The following is a 14,012-nucleotide window of genomic DNA, read 5'->3' as shown; positions in this document are numbered from 1 at the left end:
CACTCCCCCTTGCGGAAGGACTTGAAGGTCAGGCCCCCGCCCGCTCTGCAAACACCCACGCCATTTCCGCCAGCGGCAGCACCCGTTCCGACGTCGCCCTGGCATGTGCCGATGACGCGGTGCCATCGATCACGCGCTTCTTGATGCCCTGGACGATGGCTGCCAGCCGGAAGAAATTGTAGGCCATGTACCAGTCGAGCCCCGGCACCCCGTCACGCCCGGTGGCGGCGCAGTATCGCTCCACCACTTCGCTCAGCTCGGGAATGCCGAGCGCCTGCCGATCAAGATTCTGCACCCCCGAACGGCCATCATTGTCCTGCGCCCAGGCCATGCAGAAATAGGTGAAGTCCGCCAGCGGATCGCCCAGCGTCGAAAGCTCCCAGTCCAGCACGGCCAGCACTTCCGGCCCGCCAGCCGCGAAGATCAGGTTGTCGATGCGGTAATCGCCATGGACCACGCTGGTGCGGGTCTGTTCCGGCAAGGTGGCGGGCAGCCACGCGATCAGCCGCTCCATCGGCTCGAGCCGCTCGGTCTCCGACAGGCGGTACTGCCTGGTCCAGCGGTCCACCTGCCGGCCGAAGTAGTTGCCCGGCTTGCCATAATCGCCAAGTCCGGCCGCCTCCACGTCCACCGCATGCAGCGCGGCCAGCGTATCGACCATGGCGAAATAGGTGGCGCGGCGCTCCTGCGGGCTTGCCCCCGGCATTGCCCCGTCCCAGATGGTGCGCCCGGAAACGCAGTCCATCACATAGAACCACGATCCGATCACGGCATCGTCGGTGCACAGGCCGAACTGGCGCGCCACCGGAAAGCCCGCGCCAAAAAGGCCGGCCTGCACGCGGTATTCCCGGTCCACCGCGTGGGCCGAGGGCAGCAGCGGGCCGAACGGTTTGCGCCGCAAGACGTACGCGCCAGATGCGGCGTCGATCCGGTAGGTCGGATTCGATTGCCCACCCCTGAACTTCGTCACCCGGATCGGCCCCGCAAAGCCTGCCACGTTGGCCGCCATCCACGCGGTCAGCCGCGCCTCGTCCAGCCGGTCGGCCGCGTCGGGCTCCACCGTACCGGTAAAGGCTGCCTGCGCATCGATCTGCGTCATTGGTCGAACACGATCACCGAGCGGGCGGAATGGCCCTGCTTCATCCTGTCGAACCCTTCGTTGATCCTTTCCAGCGGGATGCGCTCGGCAATGATCGTGTCGAGATCGAGCAGGCCGCGCATGTAGAAATCGACAAGGCGCGGAATCTCCACCGGAAAGCGGTTGCGGCCCATCAGCGCGCCCTGCACCTTCTTGTCCGACAGCAGGTCCATGGCCGAAAGGCCGACCTTGTGGTTCAGCGGCATCATGCCCAGGATGGTGGCGGTGCCGCCCCGGCGCAGCGCCGCCACGGCAAGATCGCCCGAAGCAGGCCGTCCCACCGCCTCGATCGCGTGATCCACGCCGCCCTTGGTCAGTTCCACGATCTGCCTGGCCGCATCGGGCGCGCTGGCGTCGATCACGTCGGTCGCGCCCAGCTTCATCGCCAGCTCGCGCTTTTCGGGCAGGGGATCGGCGGCGATGATCCGCCCGGCCCCGGCAATCCGCGCGGCGTTGATTGTGGCAAGGCCCACCCCGCCGCAGCCGACCACGGCCACCGTTTCGCCCGGCGTCAGCTTGGCGGCGTTGAACACTGCCCCGGCCCCGGTCGTCACCGCGCAACCGATCACCGCCGCGCGGTCCAGCGGCATCTCCGGGTCGATGCGGGTGCAGGCGTGTTCGTGGATCAGCATCATTTCGGCAAAAGCTGAAAGGTTCAGCATCTGGTTCACCGTGCTGCCATCGCTCTTTCGCGTCAGGCGCGGCGGAGCGCCGGGGCCGCGGCGCGTATCTGCCCCCAGGCACAGCGCCAGGCGCCCGGTGACGCAGAATTCGCAATGGCCGCAGAAGGCGGAAAGGCAGCTGACCACCGCATCGCCCACCTTCACCGTGCGCACTTCGCTGCCCACGGCCTCAACGATGCCCGCCGCCTCGTGCCCCGGCACGCAGGGCAGCGGATGGGGATAGCTGCCGTCGATGAAGTGCAGGTCCGAATGGCACAGCCCGCAGGCGGCGGTGCGGATCAGCACCTCGTGCGGTCCGGGGTTCGACACTGCCAGCCGATCGATGATCATTGGCTGGCCGGGTTGCTCCAGGATTGCTGCCTTCACGAAATGCTCTCCCTTTATCGTCTCAGCGCGCGACGCCCAGGTCGCCCGAGCTGAACCCGGCGTCCGCCACGGCGCCACTGTGCCGCGCCAGCTCGATCCGGGCGATGGCACGGGCGTGGACCTCGTCCGGCCCGTCCGCCAGGCGCAGCGTGCGCTGGTGGGCATAGGCCTTGGCAAGGCCGAAGTCTTCCGACACGCCGCCCCCGCCATGGGCCTGGATGGCGTCGTCGATGATCTTCAGCGCCATGTTGGGGGCCTGCACCTTGATCATCGCGATTTCCGCGGCAGCGGCCTTGTTGCCCACCTTGTCCATCATGTCCGCAGCCTTCAGGCAAAGCAGCCGCGTCATCTCGATGTCGATCCGGGCGCGGGCAAGGCGTTCTTCCCACACCGAATGGTCCGAGATCTTCTTGCCGAAGGCCACGCGCGACTGCAGCCGCCGGGCCATCTTGGCCAGCGCCTCTTCCGCCACGCCGATGGTGCGCATGCAATGGTGGATGCGCCCCGGCCCCAGCCGCCCCTGCGCGATCTCGAACCCGCGGCCTTCGCCCAGCAGGATGTTCTCCACCGGCACGCGCACGTCGGTCAGGCGCATTTCCATGTGGCCATGGGGTGCATCGTCATAGCCGAACACCGGCAGGTGGCGCACGATCTCCACCCCGGGCGCATCCGCAGGCACCAGCACCATCGACTGCTGCTGGTGCTTCTTCGCCTCGAAATCGGTCTTGCCCATGACGATCATGATCTTGGCGCGCGGATCGCCCATGCCTGAAGACCACCACTTGCGCCCGTTGATCACATAGTGATCGCCATCGCGGCGGATCGAGGTTTCCACGTTCGTCGCATCGGACGAGGCGACCTGCGGCTCGGTCATCAGGAAGGCGGAACGGATCTCGCCATTCATCAGCGGGCGCAGCCATTCCTCCTTCTGCGCCCGGGTGCCATAGCGGTGCAGCACTTCCATGTTGCCGGTATCGGGCGCAGAGCAGTTGAACACCTCGCTCGCCCAGGCAACCCGGCCCATCTCTTCGGCGCAGAGCGCGTATTCCAGGTTGGAAAGGCCCGGCCCTTCGAATTCGAAGCTGTCGTCCACATGGTGGTGCCCGGCGTTGCGCGGCGGCATGAACAGGTTCCAGATGCCGGCAGCCTTGGCTCTCGCCTTTTCCTGCTCGATCGTCTGCAGCACCTTCCAGCGATCGCCGCTGGCCTCTTCCGCCTTGATCTCGTCGATACGCGGGCAAAGGTTGTTTTCGATGAACGTGCGAACGCGGTCGCGCCAATGGGCCTGCCGTTCGGTGAGGTCGAAATCCATGCATCCTCCTGCCGGGCGCCCGATGCGCCACCTGTCGTTCTTTAATCTAGCGCTTAAAGGGTGCGCCAAGCCTTGCCCCAGATCAAGCCGGAAAGCCTTCGCGCCACGATTTCCACGCTTGACGCTACGGCATCCAAGGCCCCGCCAAGCCACGGAAATCCGGGCTTGCCACTGCGCCCCGACTCGCCTTAACCTCCCGGTTAAGAGAGGAGCCACATCGATGTCAGACCTTGACGCCTTCCGCACGGAAATCCGTGCGTGGCTTGAAGCCAACTGCCCTGCCGAAATGCGCGAGCCCGTTTCCGACGAGGACGACGTGTGCTGGGGCGGGCGCAACTTCAAACCGAAGAATGAAGCGCAGAAGGCCTGGCTCGATGCCTGCGTGGCCAGGGGCTATACCGTGCCTGATTGGCCCAAGGCCTATGGCGGCGCGGGGATGTCTCCCGCCGAGGCCAAGGTGTGGCGCGAGGAAATGGCCCGGATCGGTGCCCGCCCCCCGCTGTCCAGCTTCGGCATCTGGATGCTCGGCCCCGCGCTGCTGAAGTTCGGCACCGAAGAACAGAAGGTGCATTACCTGAACCAGATCGCCCGCGGCGAAATCCGCTGGTGCCAGGGCTATTCGGAACCGGGCTCGGGCTCGGACCTCGTGTCCTTGCAGACCTTTGGCGAAGACAGGGGCGATCACTGGGTGGTCAACGGCCAGAAGATCTGGACCAGCTATGCCGACAAGGCTGACTGGATCTTCTGCCTTGTGCGCACTGACAAGGCCAACAAGTACCAGGGCATCAGCTTCCTGCTGTTCGACATGGCCACGCCTGGCGTCACCACCCGGCCGATCAAGCTGATCAGCGGCGCCTCGCCGTTCTGCGAGACGTTCTTCGACAACGTCGTCGTGCCCAAGAGCCAGATCGTGGGCGAGCTGAACCGCGGCTGGGACGTGGCCAAGTACCTGCTGGGGCATGAGCGCGAGATGATCTCTGGCGCGGGCGGCGGTGATCGCCTGAACGCGATCGGCGCGGTCTGCGCGCGCAACGGGGCCCTGCACGATCCCATCCTGCGCGCCGAACTGGCGATGTTCGATGTGGATGCGCTCGCCTATGCCGCGATGGGTGAAAAGTTCCTCGACGAGGCGAAGGTCGGCCGCGCGCACCCGGCCCAGCCCAACATGATGAAGTACGCCGGCACAGAGCTGAACAAGCGGCGGCACGAACTGCTGATGTCCGCCGGTGGCAGCACCGCGCTGGAATGGGAAAGCAATGAGACCGGCGGCGGCAAGCCATCGCGCAGCTGGCTGCGGACCAAGGCCAATTCGATCGAGGGCGGCACCAGCGAAGTGATGCTCAACGTCGTCGCCAAGCGCATCCTCGACCTGCCGGGAGCCTGAACCATGCCGCTGTACCATAGCGAAGACCAGGCCATGCTGGCCGAAACCGTCACCGGCTTCATGGCCGATGAGGGCGGGATCAAGAAGCAGCTGCGCCACTTCCGTGACATGAACTGCCAGGATGGCTTCGGCCATGCCCTGTGGAAGCAGTTCGCCGAACTGGGCCTGACAGGCATCCTCGCGGGCGAAGCCGATGGCGGCATGGGCATGGGCCATGTCGAAGCGGGGATCGTGCTGCGCGAGATCGGCCGCAACCTCACCCCCTCGCCCTTCCTCGCCACCTCCGTGATGGGCGTCACCGCGCTCGCCGCCGCGTCGGACGACCTGCGCGGGCGCTTGCTGCCCGGCGTGATCGCGGGTGAAACGGTGCTGGCCGTGGCGGTGGACGAAGGGCCGAAGCACCGGCCAGAGCGCATTGCGCTGGCTGCCGAGAAATCCGGCAACGGCTTCCGCCTCAAAGGGCGCAAGGACTTCGTGGTCCACGGCGCTTCCGCCGATGCGCTGATCGTGGCGGCGCGCACGTCGGGGGCGGAAGGCGACGCCGATGGCGTGACGCTCTTCGCCGTGCCCAGGGACAGCGCCGGGCTGGGTCACAACGCCGTGCGGCTGGTTGATAGTTCGATGGCCAGCCACGTGACCTTCGACGGCGTGGAACTGGCGGGGGATTGCGTGATCGGCGAAGTGGATGGCGGGCGCGCGGTGTTGGGCCGCATGCTGGCTGCCGGCCGCATCGGCGCGGCGGCGGAACTGACCGGCGTGGGCCAGGGCGCGTTCGACATCACCACCGCCTACCTCAAGACGCGCAAGCAGTTCGGGCGCCTGATCGGCGAATTCCAGGCGCTGCAGCACCGCGCCGCGCATCTCTATTCCGAACTGGAAATCGCCGAGGCTGCGACGATCAAGGCACAGCAACTGCTCGACGGTGGATCGGAGCGGGCCGAGCTGATGGTCTCGGTGGCCAAGGCCAAGGCCGGGCGCGCCTGCAACCTTGCCGTGCGTGAAGGCGTGCAGATGCACGGTGGCGTGGGCATGACCGACGAATACGACATCGGCCTCTACATGAAGCGCGACCGCGCCCTGGCCGAATTCATGGGCGACGCCGCCTACCACACCGAGCGCGTGGCCCAGCTTTCGGGCTATTGAGCCGAGTGCGTGGACGATGCTTCGACAAGCTCGGCATGAGCGGTCTTTGAACCAGGCCCGCTCGTCCTGAGCCTGTCGAAGGACGCTCCGCTGCCATCGCGATAACAAGGAATACCCCATGGATTTCAGCAAGCTGTTCAGCCTCGAAGGCCGCGTCGCGGTGGTCACCGGCGGATCGCGCGGGATTGGCGCGATGATCGCCGAAGGATTCATCGCCGCCGGTTGCGCGCGGGTTTACATCACCGCGCGCAAGGCTGCGGTGGTCGAAGAAACCGCCGCGCGGCTGGGCGAGCGCTGCATCGCGCTGCCAGGCGACATCTCCACCGTCGCCGGGTGCGAGGCGCTGGCCGCCGACCTTGCCCAGCGGGAATCGCAGATCGACATCCTGGTCAACAACGCCGGCGTGGCCTGGGGCGCGGAGTTCGACGCGTTTCCGGAAGCCGGCTGGGACAAGGTGATGAACCTGAACGTCAAGACTCCGTTCTTCCTGACGCAAAAGCTGCACGGCCTGTTGATGGCCGCGGCAAGCAACAACCAGCCTGCCAAGGTGATCAACATCGCCTCGGTCGACGGCCTGCGCCCCAATCCGTGGGAAACCTACAGCTACCAGGCGTCGAAGGCTGCCGTGATCCAGCTGACGCGCCGCATGGCAGCCCGGCTGATCAGGGACAACATCGTCGTCAGCTGCATCTGCCCCGGCGCCTTCCCATCCGAGATGAACAAGGCGGCGGCCAAGCGTCCGGAGGAATCCGCGCGCGGCATTCCCTCCCGCCGCATCGGCACTGCCGAGGACATGGCGGGTGGGGCAATCTTCCTTGCCAGCCGGGCGGGCGATTATGTGGTGGGCACCCCGCTGCCGATCGACGGGGGCATCGTCAACGGATGGATTCCCGAAGAGGTCGTCGATCCCTCAGGGCACTGAAACGGCGTCTCAACCGCTCTCAGTCGATCTCAGCCCCGTCTCAGTCGGTTTCAACCCCGCGTCAGATTACGCACGAAATCGATCAGGCCGGTCTGGCGGGTGCGGCGCATGCGCTCTGCCGCCAGGATCTGCTTCACCTTGGCAAAGCAGCTTTCCACCTCGTCGTTGATCACCACGTAGTCGTATCCGTCCCAGTGGCTTATCTCCGCCTGCGCCCGCGCCATGCGCGCGGCGATCACCTCGGCGCTGTCCGTCCCGCGGCCGGCCAGGCGGCGGCCCAGTTCCTCGACCGATGGGGGCAGGATGAACACGCGCACCACATCGGCCTGCGCCTTCTGGTGCAGCTGCTGCGTGCCCTGCCAGTCGATGTCGAACAGCACATCGCTGCCCTGCTTCAACCGTTCGCGGATATGCGCCTTGGGCGTGCCATAGCAATTGCCGAAGACATGCGCCCATTCGTAGAACGCGTTCTCCTCCACCATCCGGTCGAAGGTCGGCTGGTCGACGAAGAAGTAATCCTTCCCTTCCACCTCGCCCGGCCGCATCGGACGTGTGGTGACCGAGATCGACATGGCGATCTCCGCATCTTCGGCCAGCAGCTTGCGCGCGATCGTGGTCTTGCCTGCACCCGAAGGCGAGGAAAGGATGAACATCAGCCCGCGGCGGTGAAGCGTGTCGGTGGTTGGATCGGCCATGCCCGCTGGTGCCCCAAGCCCGCCCTTGCGGTCAAGCCACGCCATGCGCAATGATACCCCGCGATGGAGGGATGGTTCACCGCAGAGCCGCTGATCGCCGCCGCCGCGCTGCGCGGGCGGCTGGCCGAACTGCGCGTGCCGCCGGCATCGCCCCTCGCCCGGCTGGCACCCGGCGCGCGGATCGGGATGCGTGAGGCCTGCATACCCGGCCGGCAAGGAGCAGCGGGCGAAGTGACCACGGCGCTGGCGACGGCGCAGTTCCTGTGCTTTCCCGATGGCGAACGCCGCATGCCCGATGGCACGCGCTGGCAGGGCCAGCCGCCGCGCGATGCCGAAGAGCAATGGGTGGCCGCCCTGCACATGCCGCAATGGGCCAGCCGGGCACGGTTCACGATCACCGGGGTGCGGACCGAACGGTTGCAGGCCATTGGCCGCAAGAGCCTGCGCGCCAGCGGGTTTGGTGGCCTGCTGGCGCGGCGCGGCTTTGCCCGGCACTGGGACGCGACGCATCCCATCGAAGGGCTGCGCTGGCGCGACGATCCGGAGGTTGCCGTCCTGGCCCTAGGCCCGATCGAAGCGGGCGCACCACTGGCGTAGCAGGGCGATCGTTGCGTCGGGCTGATCGGTGAGCACCGCATGCGCCGCGCCCTTGATCTCGCGAAACTGGGCGTGCGCGCGCTTGGCGAAGGCAGCCACGGTGGCGGGGCGCGCCTCGTCGAATTCACCGGCGGTGAACAGGGTGCGGCGCCCATCCAGCTTCGTCAGCAAGGCCTCTCCGTCATAGTCCTTGAGCAGGCCATAGGCGCGGAATTCGGTAGGGCCCCACATCCGCTCGTACAGCTCCGGCCCGGCATCGCGCGGCGCGTTCTTGCGATAGGCGGCAACGCGCGGATCGGGATCGGTGCGCACCACAAAGCGCTTGAGGAAGGCGGTGTCCGCCGCCGCGCATTGCTGCGCATCGGGCGGGGTATCGCCTTCGCAGGCCAGCATCGTGCCCTGCCACTGCGCCGGCATCTGTCCGCGCAGGCGGCTGGCGTCGGCAATCCAGCTGCGCGTGGACACCAGTGGCGACTGCACGATCAGGCTGGCCAGTGCAGGCGGACGCTGCGCGCCATATTCGATGGCCAGCGTGCCGCCCCAGCTGCCCCCGCCAACATGCCAGCGCGGAATGTCCAGCGCCTTGCGGATCGCCTCGATCTCCTGGACGAAGCGCTCCACCCGCCAGTTGGCAGGATCGTGCGGCGCATCGGAGCGCCCGCTGTCGAGCTGGTCGTAAAGGATCACCGCGCGCTCGTCGGCCATGGCCGTCAACGGCAGCAGGCTGGTGTGATTGCCGCCGGGCCCGCCGTGGATATAAAGCAATGGCAGGCGCGGCCCCTTGAGATCGCCATTGATCCGCACATAGATCCTGCCGCCGGGCACCTGCACCTTCAGGTCCCGGTCAGGCTTCACCTTCATGCCCGCCGGTGCGGGCGCGGCGCGGGCCGCCACGCCCGCCAGCGGCAGGCTGGCGAGGCCCGCGAGCAGGGCACGACGGTTCAGGGTTGCATCGGTCATGCCTGCTGGTGCCCCAGCCCTGCGGGTGTGGTCAAGGCTGGCATCGCACACTCGTCCCAGCCGGTGAAGATATGGCCTCCACCGATCTGAACTGCGCCTGTCGCCTAAAGCCGCATGCCTTTAGAAATGGTAGGTCTGATCCAGCGGCGCGAGACGCATCGCCATATCGTTGGACGTGGTCAATTCGATATCGGTCGCAACGAACGTGGTGCCCGCGCCGAGTGAACCGAGCAACTGCTTGGCCAGCTTGCCGGACCCATCGGGATCGAAATAGAGATTGCCGGTGGCCTTGTCGTAGATGAAGCGGTCATCCGCATCGTGCGCCGCCGTGCCCTCGTAAAACATCTCGGGCGAAGGCGCGCCGAACATCCAGAACCCGAATAGCGCATCGCTCACCAGCACGATCTTGTCCGTGCCCGAAACGAAATCGGTCACCGATTGGCTGACGGGCACGCCCAATTCGGCTTGGGATGCGAAGACGAACTTGTCTTGCCCTGTGCCCCCGGTCATCACATCGCCGGTGCCGCCGCCGATGAGCCAGTCATCGCCCGCATCACCCTTAAGCGTATCCGCTCCACCGTAGCCGAGCAGCCAGTCATTGCCACTGCCGCCAGCAATGACATTGGCGCCCTGGCTGCCAACAAGGTAGTTATCGCCAGTGTTCCCGGTGAGGTCGATGGCATTCGTGGAAAGGAAATCAGCCGCGAACAGGGCCTCGACCCTTGCAGGCAGCGTGTAGCTTACGGTTGCCTTGACGCTTTCCGCGTCGGAGCCGGTTTCCACGATCACATCGTTGACGTTATCGACAATGTAGTGATCGGACCCGGCGCCGCCGATCATCGTATCCGCGCCAGCACCGCCATTGATGTAATCGTTGCCGTCACCGCCGCTCAACGTGTTGGCTGCGCTGTTGCCGACCAGATCATTGCTCAGTGCGTTGCCCGTGCCGTCGATCGCGGCGGTTCCGGTCAGCGTCAGGCCCTCGACATTCGCACCCAAAGTATAGGTGACAGACGACTTCACCAGATCGTACCCACCGAAGGCGCCCTCGACCACCACATCGCCGACATTGTCGACAACATAGGTGTCGTTTCCGCCCAAGCCCGCCATGGTGTCGGCCCCGGCCTTGCCATCCAAAAAGTTGGCAGCGCTGTTGCCGGTCAATGCATTGCCGAGATCGTTGCCGGTAGCGCTAATCGCGGCGGTGCCCGCCAGTTCGAGATTCTCAATGTTGGCGCCCAGGCTGAAGCTGACCGACGCAATGACTTTGTCCGTTCCCCCAGCGGCCAACTCCACTGCACGGTCATTGGCGTTGTCGACGTAATAGGTATCGTCGCCCGCCCCTCCCTTCATCATGTCCGCACCGCCACGGCCATCGATGACATTGGCATACTCGTTGCCGAAAATCTTGTTGGCCAGCTCGTTTCCTGTGCCTGCGAGAGCCGACGATCCCAAGAGATAAAGGTTCTCGGTGTTCGCAGCCAGCGTGAAGGAACAGCTGGCGCGGATCGTGTCCGTGCCTTCGCCCAAAAGCTCTGTCACAAGATCACCGGCTTGGTCGACGATGTATGTATCGTTTCCGAGCCCACCGACCAGCGTGTCAGAGCCGCCCTTGCCATCGAGAACGTTGTCCATGCCATTGCCGGTCAGGATGTTGTTCAGGTCGTTTCCGGTCCCATTGATGGCAAGGCCGGCCGCCAATTCCAGGTTTTCGACGTTTGTGCCCAAGATGAAGCTGACGGACGCGATGACCCTGTCAGTTCCTTCCCCGGCCAGTTCAACCGCGCGGTCCTTGGCGTTGTCGACGTAATACGTATCGTTGCCAGAGCCGCCCTTCATGATGTCCGCGCCGGCGCCACCATCGATGACATTGGCATACTGGTTGCCGAAGATCGTATTGGCCAGTGCGTTGCCGTACCCTTCCAGCGCGTTCGGACCGATCAGGTAGAGCTTCTCGACGTTCGCCGAACAGGTAAAGTTGATGGTTGATCGGATTGTGTCGATCCCCTCATCCGCCCTTTCGATAACCAGATCGCCGATGTCATCGACATAGTAGATGTCGTTCCCCGATCCGCCCGACATGGAATCGGGGCCGGCACGGCCGTCCAGAATATCGTCACCGGCCAATCCTTGCAGATCGTCCGGCCCGACCCCACCGATCAGCCTGTCGTTGCCGCTTGTCCCCGTCTTCGTAACCATGCGCATCCCCTCCGCGTGCCCGGCAGCATTAAAATCCCCCCCCCCGCAAAATCAATGCCAGATGAGCGGAGAAATTGTGCCGAAATGGATGGCTGAGGATTATTGCGTGATTGGGTCAGGCGCTGAACCTTGGCGTGAAACGAAGGCGGCGCCCGAGACGAGGTCTCGAGCGCCGCGCGTTTTACTTCGTCGCTGGCGGATCAGGCCGCTTCCGCCTTGCGCTCCGCGCGTTCGAGGTTGAGCAGTTCGGCGAGCTGGAAGGCCAGCTCGATCGACTGCGCCGCGTTGAGGCGCGGGTCGCAGTGGGTGTGGTAGCGGTCGGCGAGGCCTTCCTGCGTGATCGCCACGGCGCCGCCGGTGCATTCGGTCACGTCGCGCCCGGTCATCTCGATATGGATGCCGCCCGCGTGCGTGCCTTCGGCCCGATGGACCGCGAAGAAGCCCTTCGCCTCGGCCATGATCCGGTCGAACGGGCGGGTCTTGTAGCCGTTGTCCGCCTTGATCACGTTGCCGTGCATCGGATCGCAGGACCAGACCACGGGATGGCCTTCCTTCTTCACCGCGCGCACCAGCGGGGCGAGGCCCGCCTCCACCTTGTCATGCCCGAAGCGGCTGATCAGCGTGATCCGCCCGGCTTCGCGCGCGGGGTTCAGCGTATCGAGCAGCTTAAGCAGCGCATCCGGCGTCAGGCTGGGTCCGCACTTCATGCCGATGGGGTTGTTCACCCCGCGCAGGTATTCGACATGGGCAGAGCCTTCGAAGCGGGTGCGATCGCCGATCCACAGCATGTGGGCGCTGGTGTCATACCATTCGCCGGTCAGCGAATCCTGCCGCGTCATCGCCTCTTCATAGGGCAGCAGCAGCGCTTCGTGGCTGGTGTAGAAGCTGGTGCCCTTCAGCTGCGGCACCGTCTGCGGATCAACGCCGCAGGCTTCCATGAAGTCCAGCGCTTCGCCGATCTTGTCGGCCATCTCGCCGAACTTGGCCGCCCACGGGCTCTTGCCGATGTGGTCCAGCGTCCATTGGTGGACCTGGCGCAGGTTGGCATAGCCGCCGGTGGAGAAGGCGCGCAGCAGGTTCAGCGTGGCCGCCGCCTGGCTATAGGCGCGCAGCATCCGCACCGGATCGGGGATGCGCGATTCCGCGGTGAAATCGATGCCGTTGATGTTGTCGCCCAGGTAGCTGGGCAGTTCGACATCGCCGATCTTTTCCACCGGCGAGGAACGCGGCTTGGCGAACTGGCCGGCCATGCGGCCGACCTTCACCACCGGCTGCTTGCTGGCGAAGGTGAGCACCACCGCCATCTGCAGCAGCACGCGGAAGGTGTCGCGGATGTTGTTCGGATGGAACTCGGCAAACGATTCGGCACAGTCTCCGCCCTGCAGCAGGAAACCCTTGCCCGCGGCGACCTGCGCGAGGTCAGCCTTGAGCGCGCGCGCTTCGCCCGCAAAGACCAGCGGCGGAAAGCTCGTCAGGGTCTGCTCGACCTCGTTCAGCTTCTCCGCGTCGGGGTAGACCGGCAGGTGCCGCCCTTCATGCCCGCGCCAGCTCTGCGCATTCCAGTTCTGTGCCACTGTTCCTCATCCTTTCAAGAACGCGCGCCCATACGCCCGCGCACGCCGAAAAGCAAAGGAAGCCTTGCGATCAGTGTGATCGATCGCGATTCAACGGTCGGACCGCTTCTTCACCGCAGCCTCCATCTGTCGGCACGCTGAGAAAATTGAACCGAATTAGCAATACACTGAAATTTTAGAATTCTCTCTTCTTGCCTCACCGAGATCGTTACGTAACTATATGATGTGCTCAGCTATGGGGGGAACAATGACTGATCCTGGTCAGGGGGCAGTGCTTCTAAACAACTTGCAGCCTTTCCTCACGACTGTCTTGACGCTGAGTATCGCGTCCGAAAGATTAGTCGAAGTCATCAAGGGGTTTATTCCCTTTCTCAGGACCGAATTATCAGATGCGTCAGCTGAAGCGAAGCGAAGAGCCTCACTTCATGTCCTTTCGATTTTGGCGGGTGTGCTCACCGCATTTCTGACTAGCTCCGCATTCGACGATCTACTTGCGCCTGTAGGGTCAACACCATTGGCAATCATAGCGCTCGGTCTTTTGGCTAGCGGAGGATCGGGCTTCTGGAATGCAATCCTCAGTTGGGTGCTACAGGCCAAGAATCTCAAGAAGGAAGAAGTAGCCGGTGTCCGGGCTCAGAATGCGGCCTCGCCTGCAAATGAGACTGAAGGCGTTTACGGCAATCTTGCAATTGGCAACGAACAGGTAAGCTCAAACGCCTGCTACGACGTGGGAGAATAGTAATGTCTTGGCGAGTAGCACGGAGCCTCGCTCACCTCCGCGAACAGATCAATGCGCGATATCCAGCCCGTTTGAGGGAAAGCGACGGGACGATTGGCGATGCGGCCCATGCGTCGCGGAGTTCGGATCACAACCCTTGGGTTAAAGACGGTGCAATTGGCGTGGTTACAGCAATCGATATCACGCATGACCCTATTCATGGATGCGACGCTCAGGCCATTACTAAAATGCTAGTTGAAAGTCGCGATTCCCGCATCAAATACATCATATGGAACCGCCAAATCGTTAGTTCCTCAGTGT

12 protein-coding genes are annotated in these 14,012 nt (G+C 64.6%); 5 read left to right on the top strand and 7 right to left on the bottom strand.

The features are described 5' to 3' along the window. Positions 1 to 28: 28 nt before the first annotated feature. Genes POM99_RS05315 through POM99_RS05305 form a run of 3 tightly spaced genes read right to left on the bottom strand, consistent with a single transcriptional unit; the run spans position 29 to position 3,499 of the window. Complete coding sequence (locus POM99_RS05315) at positions 29 to 1,099, bottom strand: phosphotransferase family protein (protein ID WP_277275822.1); 1,071 nt, start codon at positions 1,097 to 1,099, stop codon at positions 29 to 31. After that, positions 1,096 to 2,151, bottom strand: a complete 1,056-nt coding sequence (locus POM99_RS05310; RefSeq protein ID WP_279644461.1) for a Zn-dependent alcohol dehydrogenase — start codon at positions 2,149 to 2,151, stop codon at positions 1,096 to 1,098. Before POM99_RS05310 ends, POM99_RS05315 begins: the two co-directional genes overlap by 4 nt. A gap of 58 nt (positions 2,152 to 2,209) precedes the next feature. Further along, complete coding sequence (locus POM99_RS05305) at positions 2,210 to 3,499, bottom strand: acyl-CoA dehydrogenase family protein (protein WP_277275820.1); 1,290 nt, start codon at positions 3,497 to 3,499, stop codon at positions 2,210 to 2,212. Positions 3,500 to 3,719: 220 nt separating this feature from the next. Between POM99_RS05305 and POM99_RS05300 the strand changes: the two genes are divergently transcribed. The 3 genes from POM99_RS05300 to POM99_RS05290 all read left to right on the top strand — a co-directional run bounded on the left by POM99_RS05300 (position 3,720) and on the right by POM99_RS05290 (position 6,948). Further along, the gene (locus tag POM99_RS05300; protein WP_277275819.1) at positions 3,720 to 4,883 is read left to right on the top strand and encodes an acyl-CoA dehydrogenase family protein; all 1,164 of its coding nucleotides are present in this window, start codon (positions 3,720 to 3,722) and stop codon (positions 4,881 to 4,883) included. A 3-nt stretch (positions 4,884 to 4,886) separates the two neighbouring features. After that, positions 4,887 to 6,026 carry an acyl-CoA dehydrogenase family protein gene (locus tag POM99_RS05295; protein ID WP_277275818.1) on the top strand — a complete coding sequence of 380 codons (1,140 nt, stop codon included), beginning with the start codon at positions 4,887 to 4,889 and terminating at the stop codon, positions 6,024 to 6,026. Positions 6,027 to 6,144: 118 nt separating this feature from the next. Continuing rightward, the gene (locus POM99_RS05290) at positions 6,145 to 6,948 is read left to right on the top strand and encodes an SDR family NAD(P)-dependent oxidoreductase (RefSeq protein WP_277275817.1); all 804 of its coding nucleotides are present in this window, start codon (positions 6,145 to 6,147) and stop codon (positions 6,946 to 6,948) included. A 50-nt stretch (positions 6,949 to 6,998) separates the two neighbouring features. On the opposite strand, the gene gmk is transcribed toward POM99_RS05290, so the two are convergent. Continuing rightward, positions 6,999 to 7,643, bottom strand: a complete 645-nt coding sequence (gmk, locus tag POM99_RS05285) for a guanylate kinase (protein ID WP_277275816.1) — start codon at positions 7,641 to 7,643, stop codon at positions 6,999 to 7,001. 63 nt (positions 7,644 to 7,706) lie between these two features. Here gmk and POM99_RS05280 point away from each other — a divergent pair, with 63 nt between their 5' ends. Beyond that, positions 7,707 to 8,240, top strand: coding sequence for a hypothetical protein (locus POM99_RS05280; protein ID WP_277275815.1), 534 nt, complete (start codon positions 7,707 to 7,709; stop codon positions 8,238 to 8,240). Here POM99_RS05280 and POM99_RS05275 read toward each other — a convergent pair. The 3 genes from POM99_RS05275 to POM99_RS05265 all read right to left on the bottom strand — a co-directional run bounded on the left by POM99_RS05275 (position 8,205) and on the right by POM99_RS05265 (position 12,973). Next, the gene (locus POM99_RS05275) at positions 8,205 to 9,200 is read right to left on the bottom strand and encodes a proline iminopeptidase-family hydrolase (RefSeq protein ID WP_277275814.1); all 996 of its coding nucleotides are present in this window, start codon (positions 9,198 to 9,200) and stop codon (positions 8,205 to 8,207) included. The two genes, POM99_RS05280 and POM99_RS05275, sit on opposite strands and share 36 nt — an antisense overlap. Positions 9,201 to 9,320: 120 nt before the next feature. Then, a complete protein-coding gene (locus POM99_RS05270; protein WP_277275813.1) occupies positions 9,321 to 11,399 on the bottom strand; it encodes a calcium-binding protein in 2,079 nt (692 codons plus the stop codon). A 200-nt stretch (positions 11,400 to 11,599) separates the two neighbouring features. Then, positions 11,600 to 12,973 carry a class II 3-deoxy-7-phosphoheptulonate synthase gene (locus POM99_RS05265; RefSeq protein ID WP_277275812.1) on the bottom strand — a complete coding sequence of 458 codons (1,374 nt, stop codon included), beginning with the start codon at positions 12,971 to 12,973 and terminating at the stop codon, positions 11,600 to 11,602. A gap of 247 nt (positions 12,974 to 13,220) precedes the next feature. On the opposite strand from POM99_RS05265, the gene POM99_RS05260 reads away from it, so the two are divergent. Beyond that, positions 13,221 to 13,712, top strand: a complete 492-nt coding sequence (locus POM99_RS05260) for a hypothetical protein (RefSeq protein ID WP_277275811.1) — start codon at positions 13,221 to 13,223, stop codon at positions 13,710 to 13,712. The last annotated feature ends 300 nt before the right edge of the window (positions 13,713 to 14,012 follow it).

This window comes from Novosphingobium cyanobacteriorum (assembly GCF_029436685.1).
GTDB classification, from domain to species: domain Bacteria; phylum Pseudomonadota; class Alphaproteobacteria; order Sphingomonadales; family Sphingomonadaceae; genus Novosphingobium; species Novosphingobium cyanobacteriorum.
This window is presented reverse-complemented; position numbering and strand designations above follow the sequence as displayed.